The organism is Tardiphaga alba, from assembly GCF_018279705.1.
Taxonomy (GTDB): Bacteria; Pseudomonadota; Alphaproteobacteria; order Rhizobiales; family Xanthobacteraceae; genus Tardiphaga; species Tardiphaga alba.
Map to the genome: position 1 here is coordinate 5,030,215 of NZ_CP036498.1, position 13,930 is coordinate 5,044,144.

The 13,930-nt window shown below is 62.7% G+C and carries 15 protein-coding genes; 7 read left to right on the forward strand and 8 right to left on the reverse strand.

What is annotated here, in order from left to right; genetic code table 11:
• Positions 1–96 precede the first annotated feature (96 nt).
• Both RPMA_RS24095 and RPMA_RS24100 read right to left on the reverse strand, forming a co-directional pair.
• Positions 97–1,080 (reverse strand): DnaJ C-terminal domain-containing protein, encoded by a 984-nt coding sequence (locus tag RPMA_RS24095; RefSeq protein WP_211910181.1) that lies wholly within the window; start codon positions 1,078–1,080, stop codon positions 97–99.
• A gap of 173 nt (positions 1,081–1,253) precedes the next feature.
• Entirely contained in the window at positions 1,254–1,622 is a 369-nt protein-coding gene (locus RPMA_RS24100) for an RT0821/Lpp0805 family surface protein (RefSeq protein ID WP_328516534.1), read from the reverse strand.
• A gap of 168 nt (positions 1,623–1,790) precedes the next feature.
• Between RPMA_RS24100 and pdxH the strand changes: the two genes are divergently transcribed.
• Positions 1,791–2,432, forward strand: a complete 642-nt coding sequence (gene pdxH, locus RPMA_RS24105) for a pyridoxamine 5'-phosphate oxidase (protein ID WP_211910183.1) — start codon at positions 1,791–1,793, stop codon at positions 2,430–2,432.
• 65 nt (positions 2,433–2,497) lie between these two features.
• The gene (locus RPMA_RS24110; RefSeq protein WP_211913804.1) at positions 2,498–3,217 is read left to right on the forward strand and encodes an SDR family NAD(P)-dependent oxidoreductase; all 720 of its coding nucleotides are present in this window, start codon (positions 2,498–2,500) and stop codon (positions 3,215–3,217) included.
• Positions 3,218–3,426: 209 nt separating this feature from the next.
• On the opposite strand, the gene RPMA_RS24115 is transcribed toward RPMA_RS24110, so the two are convergent.
• Together RPMA_RS24115 and RPMA_RS24120 are read right to left on the reverse strand one after the other, a co-directional pair.
• Positions 3,427–3,645 (reverse strand): hypothetical protein, encoded by a 219-nt coding sequence (locus tag RPMA_RS24115; protein WP_211910184.1) that lies wholly within the window; start codon positions 3,643–3,645, stop codon positions 3,427–3,429.
• 215 nt (positions 3,646–3,860) lie between these two features.
• Entirely contained in the window at positions 3,861–4,841 is a 981-nt protein-coding gene (locus RPMA_RS24120; RefSeq protein WP_211910185.1) for a magnesium transporter CorA family protein, read from the reverse strand.
• Positions 4,842–5,272: 431 nt separating this feature from the next.
• On the opposite strand from RPMA_RS24120, the gene RPMA_RS24125 reads away from it, so the two are divergent.
• Together RPMA_RS24125 and RPMA_RS24130 are read left to right on the forward strand one after the other, a co-directional pair.
• Complete coding sequence (locus RPMA_RS24125; protein ID WP_211910186.1) at positions 5,273–5,956, forward strand: L,D-transpeptidase; 684 nt, start codon at positions 5,273–5,275, stop codon at positions 5,954–5,956.
• Positions 5,957–6,440: 484 nt separating this feature from the next.
• Positions 6,441–6,689 (forward strand): hypothetical protein, encoded by a 249-nt coding sequence (locus RPMA_RS24130; RefSeq protein ID WP_211910187.1) that lies wholly within the window; start codon positions 6,441–6,443, stop codon positions 6,687–6,689.
• A gap of 213 nt (positions 6,690–6,902) precedes the next feature.
• Here the strand turns inward: RPMA_RS24130 and RPMA_RS24135 are convergent, their stop codons facing one another.
• Positions 6,903–7,880 (reverse strand): extensin family protein, encoded by a 978-nt coding sequence (locus RPMA_RS24135; protein ID WP_211910188.1) that lies wholly within the window; start codon positions 7,878–7,880, stop codon positions 6,903–6,905.
• 195 nt (positions 7,881–8,075) lie between these two features.
• On the opposite strand from RPMA_RS24135, the gene RPMA_RS24140 reads away from it, so the two are divergent.
• Together RPMA_RS24140 and RPMA_RS24145 are read left to right on the forward strand one after the other, a co-directional pair.
• Positions 8,076–9,704, forward strand: a complete 1,629-nt coding sequence (locus RPMA_RS24140) for a fatty-acid--CoA ligase (protein ID WP_211910189.1) — start codon at positions 8,076–8,078, stop codon at positions 9,702–9,704.
• Positions 9,705–9,780: 76 nt separating this feature from the next.
• The gene (locus RPMA_RS24145; RefSeq protein ID WP_211910190.1) at positions 9,781–10,128 is read left to right on the forward strand and encodes an endonuclease domain-containing protein; all 348 of its coding nucleotides are present in this window, start codon (positions 9,781–9,783) and stop codon (positions 10,126–10,128) included.
• Between the two features lie 111 nt (positions 10,129–10,239).
• Here RPMA_RS24145 and RPMA_RS24150 read toward each other — a convergent pair whose 3' ends face one another.
• The 3 genes from RPMA_RS24150 to RPMA_RS28145 form a co-directional block, all read right to left on the reverse strand.
• The gene (locus tag RPMA_RS24150; RefSeq protein ID WP_211910191.1) at positions 10,240–10,695 is read right to left on the reverse strand and encodes a GatB/YqeY domain-containing protein; all 456 of its coding nucleotides are present in this window, start codon (positions 10,693–10,695) and stop codon (positions 10,240–10,242) included.
• A gap of 92 nt (positions 10,696–10,787) precedes the next feature.
• A complete protein-coding gene (locus RPMA_RS24155; RefSeq protein ID WP_249225376.1) occupies positions 10,788–12,017 on the reverse strand; it encodes a glycosyltransferase family 39 protein in 1,230 nt (409 codons plus the stop codon).
• Entirely contained in the window at positions 12,008–12,424 is a 417-nt protein-coding gene (locus tag RPMA_RS28145; RefSeq protein ID WP_249225377.1) for a glycosyltransferase family 39 protein, read from the reverse strand. The genes RPMA_RS24155 and RPMA_RS28145 overlap by 10 nt, the downstream gene beginning before the upstream one ends.
• 226 nt (positions 12,425–12,650) lie before the next feature.
• Here RPMA_RS28145 and carA point away from each other — a divergent pair, with 226 nt between their 5' ends.
• Positions 12,651–13,841 carry a glutamine-hydrolyzing carbamoyl-phosphate synthase small subunit gene (carA, locus tag RPMA_RS24160; protein WP_211910192.1) on the forward strand — a complete coding sequence of 397 codons (1,191 nt, stop codon included), beginning with the start codon at positions 12,651–12,653 and terminating at the stop codon, positions 13,839–13,841.
• Positions 13,842–13,930: the final 89 nt, after the last annotated feature.

The window sequence follows — 13,930 nt, forward strand, 5'->3', positions numbered from 1 at the left end:
CGTAGCCCGGATGGAGCGCAGCGCAATCCGGGGACCGGCGATTTGCTGATGCTCTGAAACCCGGATTTCGCTGCTCTCCATCCGGGCTACAGATTCTTACATCTCGCTCCGCGGATTATACGGATGTCCGCTCTGCCACTTCTCCATCAGCGCTTCCAGTTCGGCGTCGTTGCCGTCCGGGAGCATGATGCGGGTGGTGAAGTAGAGATCGCCGGCGCCATCGGCCTTCGGCATGCCCTTGCCCTTGAGGCGAAACACGCGGCCGCTGGAGGTGTTCTTCGGGATCGAGAGTTCGACCGCGCCGGTCAGCGTCGGCGCGCGCACCTTGGCGCCCAGCACGGCTTCATAGAGCGTGATCGGCAAATCCACGCGCAGGTCGCTGCCGTCGATCTTGAAGGTCGCATGCGGGGCGATGGTCACCGTGATCATGAGATCGCCGGCGCGATGGCCGGGCGCGGTTTCGCCCTGGCCGCGCAGACGGATCTGCTGACCATTGGTGACGCCGGCCGGGACCTTGACGTTCAGCTCCTTGCCCGTCGATAGCCGGACGCGCTTCTCGGTGCCCTTGACGGACTCCTCGAGCGTGACGGTCATGGCGACACTGATGTCGAGATCGGGAATGCCGCCGCCATAGGCGCCACCACCTCCGAAACCGCCGCCGTCGAATTCGAATGACTGCGCGCCGCCGCGGGCACCGCGACCGGCTGCGCCGCCGAACATGCTGTTGAGGATATCCTCGAAGCCTGCCCCACCGGCGCCCGCGCCGCCGAAGCCGCCCTGCGGGCCACCGCGGAATGCATGTTCGAAGCCGCCGCGCGCACCGCCGCGGCCGCCACCCGGAAAGCCCTGGAAACGCGGTTTGCCCTCGGCATCGATCTCACCGCGGTCGAACTGCTTGCGCTTGTCCTCGTCGCCGAGGATTTCGTTGGCCGAATTCACCTCCGAAAACCGCTCCGCGGCCTTCGGATCATCTTTGTTGGCGTCGGGATGATGCTTCTTGGCGAGCTTGCGAAAGGCGCTCTTGATCGCCGCAGCACTGGCGCCCCGCTGCACCCCCAAGACCTCATAGGGGTCGCGCATCCGTCGTCTCTCCTCGAATATGCAAAAGGCGGGCTGGAGCCCGCGTAAATGGCGTGCAGGATATGCCTGCTTGCTCTGTCATCTGGGGTGTTCGTGTCATTTTTGCAACGGGATCGCAAGCTTTGGCGTGGGAATTCAGCTTCGCTTCCAGTTCCTAGCTTCGCTTCCGATTCTCAGCTGCGTTTCCATGGCACGAGGGTCCGCACGTCCCAACGGCCGCGCTCGCCTTTACAGGCCGCCCCCTGCATCCAACTTTCGGTGGTGCCGTTGACATAGGACGCGAGGAAATCCCGGCAGGTCTTGCCCTCGGCGACATAGGCACTGGAGAGCGGCGTCACCGACCCACGCGCGCCGGTTGCAGGATTCTCCCATGGCTGGCTGGAGTCGCGGCTGCCTTTGGTCAGGACGTCGCTGGCAGCATTGCGGGCCAGCGCCAGATCGGCCTCGGTCGGATCGTAATTCACTGCGCGCGATATCGGCGTGATCGAGCCCGTGACGTCGCCACTTTCCATTTTCGCGAACGGGCCGTCATCGCTGCGCATGATGCTGCAGCCGCCCAGACCCGTCCCGATGAGAATAGCTGTCAAAGCCGCCCGAAGCGGGCACAGACCCGATAGGCCAATGCGGTCGCGTGTCCTATATAGGTCATGCCTATATGAGGATTGCCGCTCGCACTCGCGGATGGGCCAACGCAATACGGAACTCCGGACATGACCGACACGACAGCCCCCATGAAACACCCAACTCCGTTAACGTCCGGTGATTTTACGGCGGCGGAGGAGCCGTTTGCGCTGTTTTCCGAATGGTTTAACGAAGCCCGGACCTCGGAGCCCAACGATCCCAACGCCATGGCGCTGGCCACCGTCGACGCCGACGGGCTGCCCGATGTCCGCATGGTGCTGATGAAAGGCTTCGATGCCGATGGATGGGTGTTCTACAGCCACATCGCCAGCCAGAAGGGCCAGGAGCTCGCCGGCAATCCCAAGGCCGCCCTTCTGTTTCACTGGAAGTCGCTGCGCCGGCAGGTCCGCGTCCGCGGTCCGGTGACGCCCGTGACTGCCGAGGAAGCCGACGAATATTTCGCCAGCCGCCCAAAGCAGGCGCAAATCGGCGCCTGGGCCAGCAAACAGTCGCAGCCGCTGGAGAGCCGTTTTGCCTTCGAGCAAGCCATCGCCAAGGAAGGCGCGAAATACCTGATCGGCAATGTGCCGCGTCCACCCGGCTGGAGCGGATGGCGCATCACGCCGGAGCGCATCGAGTTCTGGCACGACCGCCCGTATCGCCTGCATGACCGCATCGAATTCCGCCGCGAGGCCGCAGGCGCCTGGACCAAAGTAAGGATGTATCCGTGAATTCCGAGCCCTCGGCGCGACCGAAATCTGCCTCTCATACCGGCTCGAACGCGCCCAAGCGCACGATGCTGCTGACCGGTGCCAGCCGCGGCATCGGCCACGCCACCGTGATGCGGTTTTCCAGCGCCGGCTGGCGCGTGCTGACCTGTTCGCGGCATCCATTTCCGGAAGTCTGCCCGTGGGACGCGGGACCCGAAGACCACATCCAGGTCGACCTCGCCAATCACGACGACACCGCCCGCGCCATCGACGAGATCAAGGAGCGGCTCAATGGCGGCGCCCTGCATGCGCTGGTGAACAATGCCGCGATTTCGCCGAAGGCCGAAGGCGGCGCGCGCATGGGCTCGATCGGCACCGACGTCGCCACCTGGACCCATGTGTTCAACGTCAATTTCTTCGCGCCGATCATGATGGCGCGTGGATTGATTGAACAGCTCAAGGCCGCGAAGGGCTCGGTGGTGAATGTCACCTCCATCGCCGGCTCGCGCGTGCATCCGTTTGCCGGTGCGGCTTACGCGACATCGAAGGCGGCGCTCGCCGCACTGACCCGCGAGATGGCGTCGGATTTCGGCCCGCTGGGCGTGCGCGTCAATGCGATCGCGCCGGGCGAGATCGATACATCGATCCTGTCGCCGGGCACGCAGGCCATCGTCGATCAGCAGATCCCGATGCATCGTCTGGGCACACCGGACGAAGTTGCCAAGATCATCTATGTGCTGTGCACGGAGACCAGCTCATACGTGAACGGCGCCGAGATCCACATCAATGGCGGTCAGCACGTGTGATACACACGCCATCCCTCATGGTGAGGAGGCGCAAAGCGCCGTCTCGAACCATGAGCTGGCAGGGCTCCGCGTATGCGGCCATCCTTCGAGACGCCGCTGTGCGGCTCCTCAGGATGAGGGCTGAGTGTGTTATGTTTTCGGGGATTTTTGAGGACAAGAAGTGAGGCTGGCGCCTTTCTGGCGCTCCTCCTGAGGGAAGAACCGGACCGTCAGTCCGCGTAAAACTTCCGCAGCATCGGCGCAGCGGCTTCGATGCCTGCACTCGAGCAATCGTCGTCGGATTCACCTTCGAGCATGGCCGCACCGCAATGCCGGCACGTCCGCGCCGTCATGGCCTGTGCTTTGGCCTGAGCCATGCCGCGGCGCGCCTTTTGATAGGAGCGTAGATCGACGACGTTCCGCCCGGGCATTTCTGTTTTGTCAACCATTGCTGTCCTCTTCACTAGTGAAGGGGTTATGACAGCAAGCCCTAGCGCAACCGTTCAGCGAACCGCTCGAATTTTACCTGAAACATTATGGCGGGAACTAACGCAATCCTTTCGATAGTCTTTACCGATAAGGCATCCCGGATCAGGTTTCCGTACGACTCCAGCCACTTCCTTGCCGGGACGACGGGAGACGGCGCTCTGACGGCCCCGCGCGCTTACAGCCAGCGCTTCCACTTGAAGAACATATAGGGCAGCGCCGCGGCGAACAGCATCATCAGCAGCGCCATGGGATAACCGAGATCCCACTGCAGCTCCGGCATCAGCTTGAAGTTCATGCCGTAAACCGACGCGATCAGGGTCGGCGGCATCAGCACCACCGCCATCACCGAGAACAGCTTGATGATGTTGTTCTGCTCGAGATTGACGACGCCAAGCATCGCATCCAGCGTGAAGGTGATCTTGCTCGACAGATAGGAGGCGTGGTCGGTGAGGGACATCACGTCGCGCTGCATGGTCTTGAGCTGGGCGCGCATGTCTTTCGACCATTTCACGCCATCCGCCTCCGCGGTGACGAAGGTCACCAGGCGGCCGATGGAGACCAGACTTTCGCGCACTTTCGAGGTCAGGTCGCCCTTGCGGCCGATGGCGATCAGGATTTCCGAATAGCGCTTGGCATGGCCGGTGCGCTGGGATTCATCCGGCTCGAAAATATCGTGGCTGACCTGGTCGATGTCCGAACCGACGCGCTCCAGAATATCGGCGCAACGGTCGATCACGGCGTCGAGCAGTTCCAGCAGCACCGTCTCGCCATTGGCATTGGACGGCGCGTTGCGCCCGAGCTTGAGTTCGACCGATGCAAACGGGCGCGGCGTGTCATAGCGCACGGTGACGAGACGCTGGCGCGTGAGGATGAAGGTCACGGCGGTGACGCGCGGGTTCTCGGTGTCGGAACCGCACATCAAGCTCGCCGTCATGTAGCGGGCGCCGTTCTCGATATAGAGACGGCTGGAGATCTCGATCTCCTGCATGTCTTCGCGGGTCGGGATCTCGACGCCCGCCAGCTTCTCCACCGCCTTGTCCTCGCCCGGCGACGGCTTCACCATGTCGATCCACACCGCATTGTCCGGCAGTGCCGACAAATCGGCGGGTTCGGACTTCCGGAGAGCGTGATCGACAGGCGTGAAGACAGCGAGCATGGCGACTCCGCAATGATGGACGATGCAAACAGGGAAACCGCCGAAACAGCGGCCCGAACCGAATCGGCGGGAGGAGACCATGCCCGACGCGGATGCAGCCCTCATGACAGCCTTCTTGCGGCGCGCCAACCCCGTTCTGCAACGCCGTCCACCATCGCCGTTGATGTCTGCATGTCGCGCCACACCCGTTCAGCTTGTGGCTTCGCCATCACAGTTTCGGGAGCCGATCGCGAGAATGCGTAAACCTTGATCAGATCAGTGAATTTTCTGCGGCAAATATGACACAGGTCGCAACCCGCATGCTGCAGCGCGTATCTGGCCGCTGGAATCACGGGAAAATTCAGCGATACTGCGCTTAACGGAATCGTGGCGTTTAGGGGCCTATTCTGAGGACGTAACGCACGTCCGGGCCTAGCAACTGGAACAAAGTTATGTCTCTCAAGATTCGACTGGGTTTGATCGTCGCGGCCGGCCTGATGCTGTCGGCCTGCAACACGACCACCGCCATGTATCAGCCGGCACCGGAAGGCAGCCTGAAGCCGAACGACCGTGCCCAGCTCGCCAAGGCGAAATACGCCAATGTGAAGCCGGCAGAGCCGTTCCGTCGCGCCATCGTCGATTTCCACCGCAAGGAACTGCCGGGCTCGATCGTCGTCGATTCCGACAACCACTATCTCTATTTCGTGCAGGACGGCGGCAAGGCCATCCGCTACGGCGTGACCGTGGGTGAAGAAGCCCTCGCCTTCTCCGGCGTTGCCCGCGTCGGCAACATGGCCGAATGGCCGAAGTGGACCCCGACCAAGGACATCCATGCCCGCATCGAGGGCCTGCCGGCCCAGGTGCCCGGCGGCGTGGACAATCCGCTCGGCGCCCGCGCGCTCTATCTCTATCAGGGCAACAAGGACACGCTGTTCCGTATCCACGGCACCAACCAGCCGGAATATATCGGCGCCTCGATCTCCTCGGGCTGCATCCGCATGACCAACGAGGACGTCATCGACCTCTACAGCCGCGTCAAGCCGGGTGCCTTGGTCGTCGTGCTCGAGCCGAAGGCCGGTGACTCCCCGTATAATTCGAAGCTGGCCCTGCAGGGCGGCGGCGGCACGCCGTACTAAGCTTCGCAACATTCCGATCCGAAAAGCGCCGGTGCTCCCGGCGCTTTTTTATTTGGTTGAGTCCAGGCCCGCTGCACGGCGAGAGAACGAGAAATCTGTAGGGTGGGCACGTCGCTTCGCTCCTTTGCCCACCCCACGGATCAGTTGTGCGCCGAAGCGCGTGGTCTCCCTCCCTCCAGCCGCGCAGCGGCGCAGTGGGGAGGGTCGACCGAGCGAAGCGGAGGTCGGGGTGGTGTCTATCCCCACGGAAGGACAGAGTGTGGGGAAGCACCCCACCCGTCTTGAAGCTCGCTGAACGCTCGCTTCAATCCACCCTCCCCAGTCGCTTCGCTCCGGGGAGGGAGGAGAAAGCTTCACTTCGGAGCGTGAGAAGCCAGTTTACATCCGATTAGAATAATTCCAAAAGAGCTGACCTAGTGCATGCGCAGGTACCGGACATCCCGGTGCCGGGACGCCTGCCCGGCAATCGTGGATGTATTCAGCCTTGATGTGGAAACCGAAGAAGAGCGCCGCCGAACTGGAAAAGATATTCCGGGAGACGACCTTCAAGAGCATCGGGCCGTGGCCCGCGAATGTGCGGTTGATCATCTATCCGCTCAATGACAGCTGGCGCATTACCGTCGGCTATTCCGACGCCGCGCATACGCCGTTTCGCGACAAGCTCATGGAGCTGAGCGTCCATCTCCGCGAGCTTTACGATCTGGAAGACGATCCCAACAGCCCCTGGCGGTGATGGCCGCGAACGAGGACCGTCGTGCTCCCTCCCTCAAGCCGCGAAGCGGCGCAGTGGGGAGGGCCGGGGTGGGGCAACCCACGTGACGTCAGAGTTTGGGGAAGCACCCCACCCGTCATGTTGCTCGCTGAACGCTCGCACCATGCCACCCTCCCGCGTCGCGCGGCTACGCCGCGCTAGGGGGAGGGAGAAGCAAAGCGCCTTCGCTCGGACCTAGCGCAGCAGATTCAGCGGAAACGGCACCTGCGCACGCTGCTTGCGTGGCTTCTTAGCCTTGGCTTTTTTCTGCCCCGGCTTGGCTTTCGGCTCTTCCGGCTTTGCTTCCTCGGCCTGCTCCTTGTCGGGCTCGGCCTGAGCCTCGGCTGGCTGCTCCGCGAGCCTGGCTTCGGCGGGGGCGCCCTCCTTCGCGGCCACCTCCCGCGGCGGTGCTTCGGCCGGGCGCGGCACGGGCATCAGCGGCGCCACCTGCGGCCAGGCATCCCAGACGTCCCACTGGCAAATGCGATAATTGCCGCGGCGCTCGGCGAGATCGAAATGGATGTGGTCCTCGTGATAACCATCCGACCCCGGCCCGAGCACGGTGGGAAAACGCGAGCACAGCGACAGCAGCACCTTTTCGCGCAAGTCCCGCGGCGTCGTCCGCTCGGTCAGCGCGACCGTCTCCCCATTGGCCAGTTTGAGGCCGCGGATATCGAGCGCATTGGCGCGGCCATGCTCGGACAGCTTGGCGCCCTGCTGGCGGTTGCGGCCGCGGCAGCTGAAGGAATCGAAATTGTCGAGCTCGACCAGTTTCGTTTTCAGGCTGCCCGCCAGCCCTGCCATATCAGTGCGAACCCAATCGGCCACCGCCGTCGCCATCGCACAACGCATGGTGGCCGCCGGCTTCAGCGACACGCGGGTCTTGTCCGCCAGCACCACGGCTTCAAGCCGCACCATGTCCGGACCACCGCAGGCGCCCGGCCCCTTGATGTCCGGGATGCTCGGCGCGATGGCGATATCGTCGGTAAGCGCGACGCGGCAGGCCGATGGCGGCGGCGGTTCCGGCGGCTTTGCCTCTGCGGCCGGTTTCCCGGCGGATTGGCCGGGCTTCTCGGCCGGCTCGGCCTCGGGGGCCTGCGGCGCCTCAGCGGGGCGTGCCTTCGGCAGCGGCACACGCGTGGTGGTGAGATAGGCCTCCGCCGGCAACACCATGACAAAAATCAGCGCCAGAATGGCTCCAATTGTCGTTTGGCCGCAGCGGGATAGACCAAAAGTCGATTCTCCGGCCGCTTTCCCCGCGCTAGACTTCATGGCAAGACCTAATTCCCCAACGATGGGCAAACCCGTCGTGGGCGCTGCGGTTCCTTAACGGAGTCGCGGGCAGAACAGAAATTCGGAGGGACGAAAATGCGCGGCTTGATGCAAGACTGGCCACTGTTGTGTCATCGGATCATCGATCACGCAGCGAAGAACCATGGCGAGCGCGAGGTTGTCACCCGCTCGGTCGAAGGGCCGATCCATCGCACCACCTATGGTGAGATTCGCAAGCGCTCGCTGAAGGTCGCGCAGCGGCTCGACAAGGAAGGCATCGTGCTCGGCGACCGCGTCGCCACCATTGCCTGGAACACCTGGCGCCATCTCGAAGCCTGGTACGGCATCATGGGCATCGGCGCCATCTGCCACACGGTGAACCCACGCCTGTTCCCGGACCAGATTGCCTGGATCATCAACCATGCGCAGGACCGCATCGTGATGACCGACCTCACCTTCATCCCGATCCTGGAAAAGATCGCCGACCAGATCCCGAGCGTCGAGCGCTACATCGTCTTCACCGACAAGGCGCATATGCCGCAGACCACGCTGAAGAACGTGGTCGCCTATGAGGACTGGATCAACGAGGTCGATGGAAACTTCCAGTGGAAGGAGTTCGACGAGAACACCGCGGCCGCCATGTGCTACACATCGGGCACCACGGGCGATCCGAAGGGCGTGCTCTACTCGCACCGCTCCAACGTGCTGCATGCGCTGGTCGCGAATAACGGCGACGCACTCGGCACCACGTCGAAGGACACGATGCTGCCGGTGGTGCCGCTGTTCCACGCCAATAGCTGGGGCATCGCCTTCTCCGCGCCATCCATGGGCACCAAGCTGGTAATGCCGGGCGCAAAGCTCGATGGCGCCTCGGTGTATGAGCTGCTCAGCACCGAGAAGGTGACCTACACCGCCGGCGTGCCGACCGTGTGGCTGATGCTGCTACAATATATGCAGAAGGAAAAGCTGACGCTGCCGGACCTCAAGGTCGTGATCTGCGGCGGTTCGGCGATGCCGCGCTCGATGATCAAGGCGTTCGCAGACATGGGCGTCGAGCCGCGCCATGCCTGGGGCATGACGGAAATGTCGCCGCTCGGCACGGTCTGCACGCTGCAAGGCCAGTTCAAGGATCTTGAGGGCGACGCCAAGTTCGACATCCTGCAGACCCAGGGCTTCTCGCCCTTCATGGTCGAAATGAAACTGGTCGACGACAACGAGAAGCTGATCCCGCATGACGGCAAGACATTCGGCCGCCTGCTCGTCCGTGGGCCCGCCGTGGCGAAGGGATACTTCCGCGTCGATAAGAACATTCTCGACAGCGAAGGCTATTTCGACACCGGCGACGTCGCCACCATCGATGAATACGGCTATATGCGGATCACCGATCGCTCCAAGGACGTGATCAAGTCCGGCGGTGAATGGATCTCGTCCATCGATCTGGAGAATCTCGCCGTCGGCCATCCGCAGGTGGCGGAAGCGGCGGTCATCGGCGTCTTCCATCCGAAGTGGGACGAGCGTCCACTGCTGATCGTGCAGCTCAAGCCGGACCAGCAGGTGAGCCGCGAGGACCTGCTGAAATATATGGATGGCAAGATCGCCAAGTGGTGGATGCCGGATGACGTGGTGTTCGTCGATGCCATCCCGCACACCGCGACGGGCAAGATCCTGAAGACCGCACTGCGCGATCAGTTCAAGGAATACACGCTGCCCACGGCCGCGGCGTAAAGAGACTTGCCTTCTTCCCGCTCTGCGCGGGGAGAAGGTGGCGTCGCGTAGCGACGACGGATGAGGGGCATGGCACATGCGGAGCCGTATTCTCGTCACCACCAAATCGCGCGAACTTCGCGCCAATTCCACTGATGCCGAAACGAAACTCTGGAATGCCCTGCGCAATCGTCAGATCGCGGGATTCAAGTTCGTGCGCCAGGAGCCCATCGGGCGCTACATCTGCGACTTTGTTTGTCGGGAAAAAACGCTCGTTATCGAAGCTGATGGTGGGCAGCATCTGGAATCGGAACGCTACAAGGTGCGGGATCGATACTTGCGCGAGCAGGGTTATCGCGTATTGCGATTCTGGAACAACGATGTGCTGTCGAATATCGAGGGAGTGGCGATGGTAATTGAGGCGGCGCTGGGGAAGAGCGGCTGAGGCTTCTTCGATCCGGGAGCGCACGTGCAGGGCTGGCCGAGTGCCCTGCCCCTCACCCGCCGCGAAGGCGCGGCGACCTCTCCCCGCAAAGAGCGGGGAGAGGTTAGGAACTCACCCGTTCAGCGCGGCCTTCACGAGGCCGCTGGCTTTGCCGAAATCCATCTGGCCGGCATATTTCGCCTTCAGCGCGGCGATCACCTTGCCCATGTCCTTCATGCCGGCGGCACCGAGTTCGGAGATCTCGGCAGCAATCGCTGCCTTGGTCTCGTCTTCGGACATCTGCTGCGGCAGATAGGCGGTGATGACGGCGATCTCCTCGCGCTCGGCAGCGGCGAGTTCGGCGCGGCCGCCCTTCTCGTACAGCTCGACCGACTCCTGGCGCTGCTTGATCATCTTCTGCAACAAGCTAAGCAGATCCGCATCGCTCAGCGGCGGCTTGCCCTGGCCGCGCGCGTCGATATCGGCATTCTTGATGGCCGCATTCACCATACGCAGGGTGGAAAGCGTACGCTCGTTCTTGGCCTTCATGGCCTCCTTGACGGCGGTGTTGATGTCGTCGCGCAGCATGTGCGTCTCCTGTCAGGCCGCAAGGTGCAGCGTCGGAACCGATGGCCCCGATCTAAGCGCTTTGACGCGCCGACACAACTGCGAGGGCCGGTTCAGCGAACCGGTTGGCGGTGGCTGGAGCTGAAGTCCTCGGCCGTATCGGCCAAGCTGCCGGCAGGATCGCGCAGCTGAGCGATACGCGGCGGGACCATCAGCGCCGAGATCATGGTCGGCGTTCCCGGCCTGCCCCACAAACGCGGCTGCACCTCGAAATCGACACGGATGGCCTGGCGATCGCGCTCGGCGACCTTGCCCATCCAGTCCGTGCAAACCGTGTCGCGCGTGAAGCAAAGACCGGCCCATCCACGCTCGAGCGTCGTCGGGCGCGGCATGCCCCATGTATATTGATAGCGGAACGGACGGCTGTAGCGGGGATGATCGGGACTGTAGAAGGCCGTCGCAAAAGCGAGACCATCATCGCCACTGACCTGCGTCAGGGTCCGCGTCGTCTCCTGGTGCCAGCGCTTCGTCAATTCCAAAGCAGCGAGACGGTAATAAGTGCGTTCGTTGGCCGCGACTTCATTGCGATAGATCGCGTGGATCGGCGCGGCCACCACGGTGGAGATGACACCGATCAGCGCCACCGTGATCGCGATATTGACGATGTAAAACCGTTCGATCGCATAGCTTGCTCCACAGACGATCAACACGACAGGCAGAAACAGTCCCTGTGCCGCCCAGAGCGACGGCATATTGGTGCCGAGCGCGAGAGACGTCAGCGGCGGAAACGCCAATGTGCCGACAAACACCCAGAACAACAGCAGCAATCCAGGCGGCATCGCGCGGAAATCGGCCATGAAACGCTTGAGCCGCGGTCCGGCCGCAAGCATCCAGACGATGACGGGAAAAGCCAGTGCCGCCGCGATGCCGAGCAGGAACATCGAGGCTTCACCAATCGAATGGTTGAAGCTGAAACCACCCTGCTGCCGCAGCGCATAGTCGAAACTCGCACCGTCATTGGCGACCAGCCAATACAGATGCGGGCCGAGCACGACGAGGCCGCTGATGGTGGACACCCACGGCGCCCAAGACTTGAAATAGGTGGCGCGCTGCGGATGCGCGAAAGCGGCGAGCGCAAAGCCGGCAATCAGGAACACCGAATAATACTTGCCGAGCATCGTCAGCGCGGTGACGGCACCGGCAGCGATCGACCAGCCGATCGACCGGCTCTCGAACGAGCGCAGATGGCAATAGGTGGCCAGCGGCCAGATCGCCAGCAGCACCGTGTTGGCATTGAAGCGCTGGGCATAGAATTGATAGACGGGCGTCAGCATCAGCAGCATGAGGATGACGGCGCGACCATCCCGCGCACGAAGCGGCGTGCGATCAGATCGACCGCAAACAGCGCCACTGCGGCATTGGTCATCGACAGCAGCTGGAACGACCAGTCCGTCAGCGGGAAAACCCGGGTCCAGGTCCAGGCCACCCAGCCCATCAATGGCGGGTGCTTGGCATTACCCCAGGCAAATTCACGGCCGAGCGTCCAAGTCTCCAGCGCGTCGGCATGGAGATCGCCACTTTGATAGGCAACGACGAAAAACAGCCACCAGACGGCGGCGAAGGTGGCGATCAGCAACGGGATCGACCAGCCGCGCTCGATGCCATCGAGCCACTTCAGGAAAGGCCTGCGCCAGCGCGCCGGCGCCTCGGCCGAACGGGCGGCCATAGCGGCGAAATAGTCGAGAAGCACGGAAACATCCCGAAATGTGGCGGAATTGCAGCTTGCTAGCCATGAATGGCTGCTTCGGCAAGCGCTCATCAGAGTATTTTATAGGTTCCAGCCTGTTTTTGATTGCCTGACGGTATCAGGCCTGAGGCTGGACCAATCCCCGAGACCGGTTTCTGTTGCGGCTTGGATGTGAATCCCGCCGATCCGGCTTTGACGCGGCAAAGCGCCGGGACTATGTAGTCCTCTCATGAGCCCCACAGAAACATCCTCAGCCTGGCCGGACCATAAACCGACCGCGCTCCTCGTGCTCGCCGATGGCACCGTGCTGGAAGGCTTTGGCCTTGGCGCGGAAGGCCAGGCCGTTGGTGAAGTCTGCTTCAACACCGCCATGACCGGCTATGAGGAGATTCTCACCGATCCCTCCTATGCCGGTCAGCTCATTACTTTCACCTTCCCTCATGTCGGAAACGTCGGCACCAACGACGAGGACATCGAAACGGTGAATATGGCGGCGACGCCTGGCGCGCGCGGGGTGATCCTGCGCTCGGCCATCACCGATCCGTCGAATTTCCGCTCGTCGCGCCATCTCGATGCCTGGCTGAAGGCCCGCGGCATCATCGGCATTTCCGGCATCGACACCCGCGCCCTGACCGCACTGATCCGCACCAAGGGCATGCCCAATGCCGTGATCGTGCATGCGAAGGACGGCAAGTTCGACCTGAACGGGCTCAAGCAGGAAGCGCGCGAATGGCCCGGCCTCGAAGGCATGGACCTGGTGCCCATGGTCACCTCCGGCCAGCGCTTCGACTGGGACGAGAAGCCCTGGGTCTGGAACGAGGGTTTCGGCCGCCAGGACAAGCCTGAATTCAACGTGGTTGCCATCGACTACGGCATCAAGCGCAACATCCTGCGCCTGCTCGCCGGCGAGGGCTGCAAGATCACCGTCGTCCCGGCCACCACCTCGGCCGAAGACATCATGGCGCTGAAGCCGGATGGCGTATTCCTGTCCAATGGCCCGGGCGACCCGGCCGAGACCGGAAAATACGCGGTGCCGGTCATCAAGAAGGTTATCGATAGCGGCCTGCCGACCTTCGGCATCTGCCTCGGTCACCAGATGCTCGGCCTCGCGGTCGGCGCCAAGACCAAGAAGATGCATCAGGGCCATCACGGCGCCAATCATCCGGTCAAGGACGAGACCACGGGCAAGGTGGAGATCACCTCGATGAACCATGGCTTTGCCGTGGACGAGGCGACGCTGCCGAAGGGCGCCAAGCAGACCCATATCTCGCTGTTCGACGGCTCCAATTGCGGCATCGAACTCGAAGGCAAGCCGGTGTTCTCGGTGCAGTATCACCCGGAAGCCTCGCCGGGACCGCAGGACTCGCACTACCTGTTCAAGCGGTTCGCGGATCTGATGCGGGCGAAAAAGGCGTCGTAAGGACGTCCGATATTTTGGAATGTCACAATGGCCGGGCTAGTCCCGGCCATTGTCGTTTCTGCGCCCAGCTGCGGGTTAGGCCCGCGACA

Excerpts from the sequence above, each read along its gene's own strand:
- RPMA_RS24095 (WP_211910181.1), bottom strand. The coding sequence starts at position 1,080 with ATGCGCGACCCCTATGAGGTCTTGGGGGTGCAGCGGGGCGCCAGTGCT.
- RPMA_RS24100 (WP_328516534.1), bottom strand. The coding sequence starts at position 1,622 with ATGCGCAGCGATGACGGCCCGTTCGCGAAAATGGAAAGTGGCGACGTC.
- pdxH (WP_211910183.1), top strand. The coding sequence starts at position 1,791 with ATGACCGACACGACAGCCCCCATGAAACACCCAACTCCGTTAACGTCC.
- RPMA_RS24110 (WP_211913804.1), top strand. The coding sequence starts at position 2,498 with ATGCTGCTGACCGGTGCCAGCCGCGGCATCGGCCACGCCACCGTGATG.
- RPMA_RS24115 (WP_211910184.1), bottom strand. The coding sequence starts at position 3,645 with ATGGTTGACAAAACAGAAATGCCCGGGCGGAACGTCGTCGATCTACGC.
- RPMA_RS24120 (WP_211910185.1), bottom strand. The coding sequence starts at position 4,841 with ATGCTCGCTGTCTTCACGCCTGTCGATCACGCTCTCCGGAAGTCCGAA.
- RPMA_RS24125 (WP_211910186.1), top strand. The coding sequence starts at position 5,273 with ATGTCTCTCAAGATTCGACTGGGTTTGATCGTCGCGGCCGGCCTGATG.
- RPMA_RS24135 (WP_211910188.1), bottom strand. The coding sequence starts at position 7,880 with ATGGTGTTGCCGGCGGAGGCCTATCTCACCACCACGCGTGTGCCGCTG.
- RPMA_RS24140 (WP_211910189.1), top strand. The coding sequence starts at position 8,076 with ATGCGCGGCTTGATGCAAGACTGGCCACTGTTGTGTCATCGGATCATC.
- RPMA_RS24145 (WP_211910190.1), top strand. The coding sequence starts at position 9,781 with ATGCGGAGCCGTATTCTCGTCACCACCAAATCGCGCGAACTTCGCGCC.
- RPMA_RS24150 (WP_211910191.1), bottom strand. The coding sequence starts at position 10,695 with ATGCTGCGCGACGACATCAACACCGCCGTCAAGGAGGCCATGAAGGCC.
- RPMA_RS24155 (WP_249225376.1), bottom strand. The coding sequence starts at position 12,017 with ATGCTGCTGATGCTGACGCCCGTCTATCAATTCTATGCCCAGCGCTTC.
- carA (WP_211910192.1), top strand. The coding sequence starts at position 12,651 with ATGAGCCCCACAGAAACATCCTCAGCCTGGCCGGACCATAAACCGACC.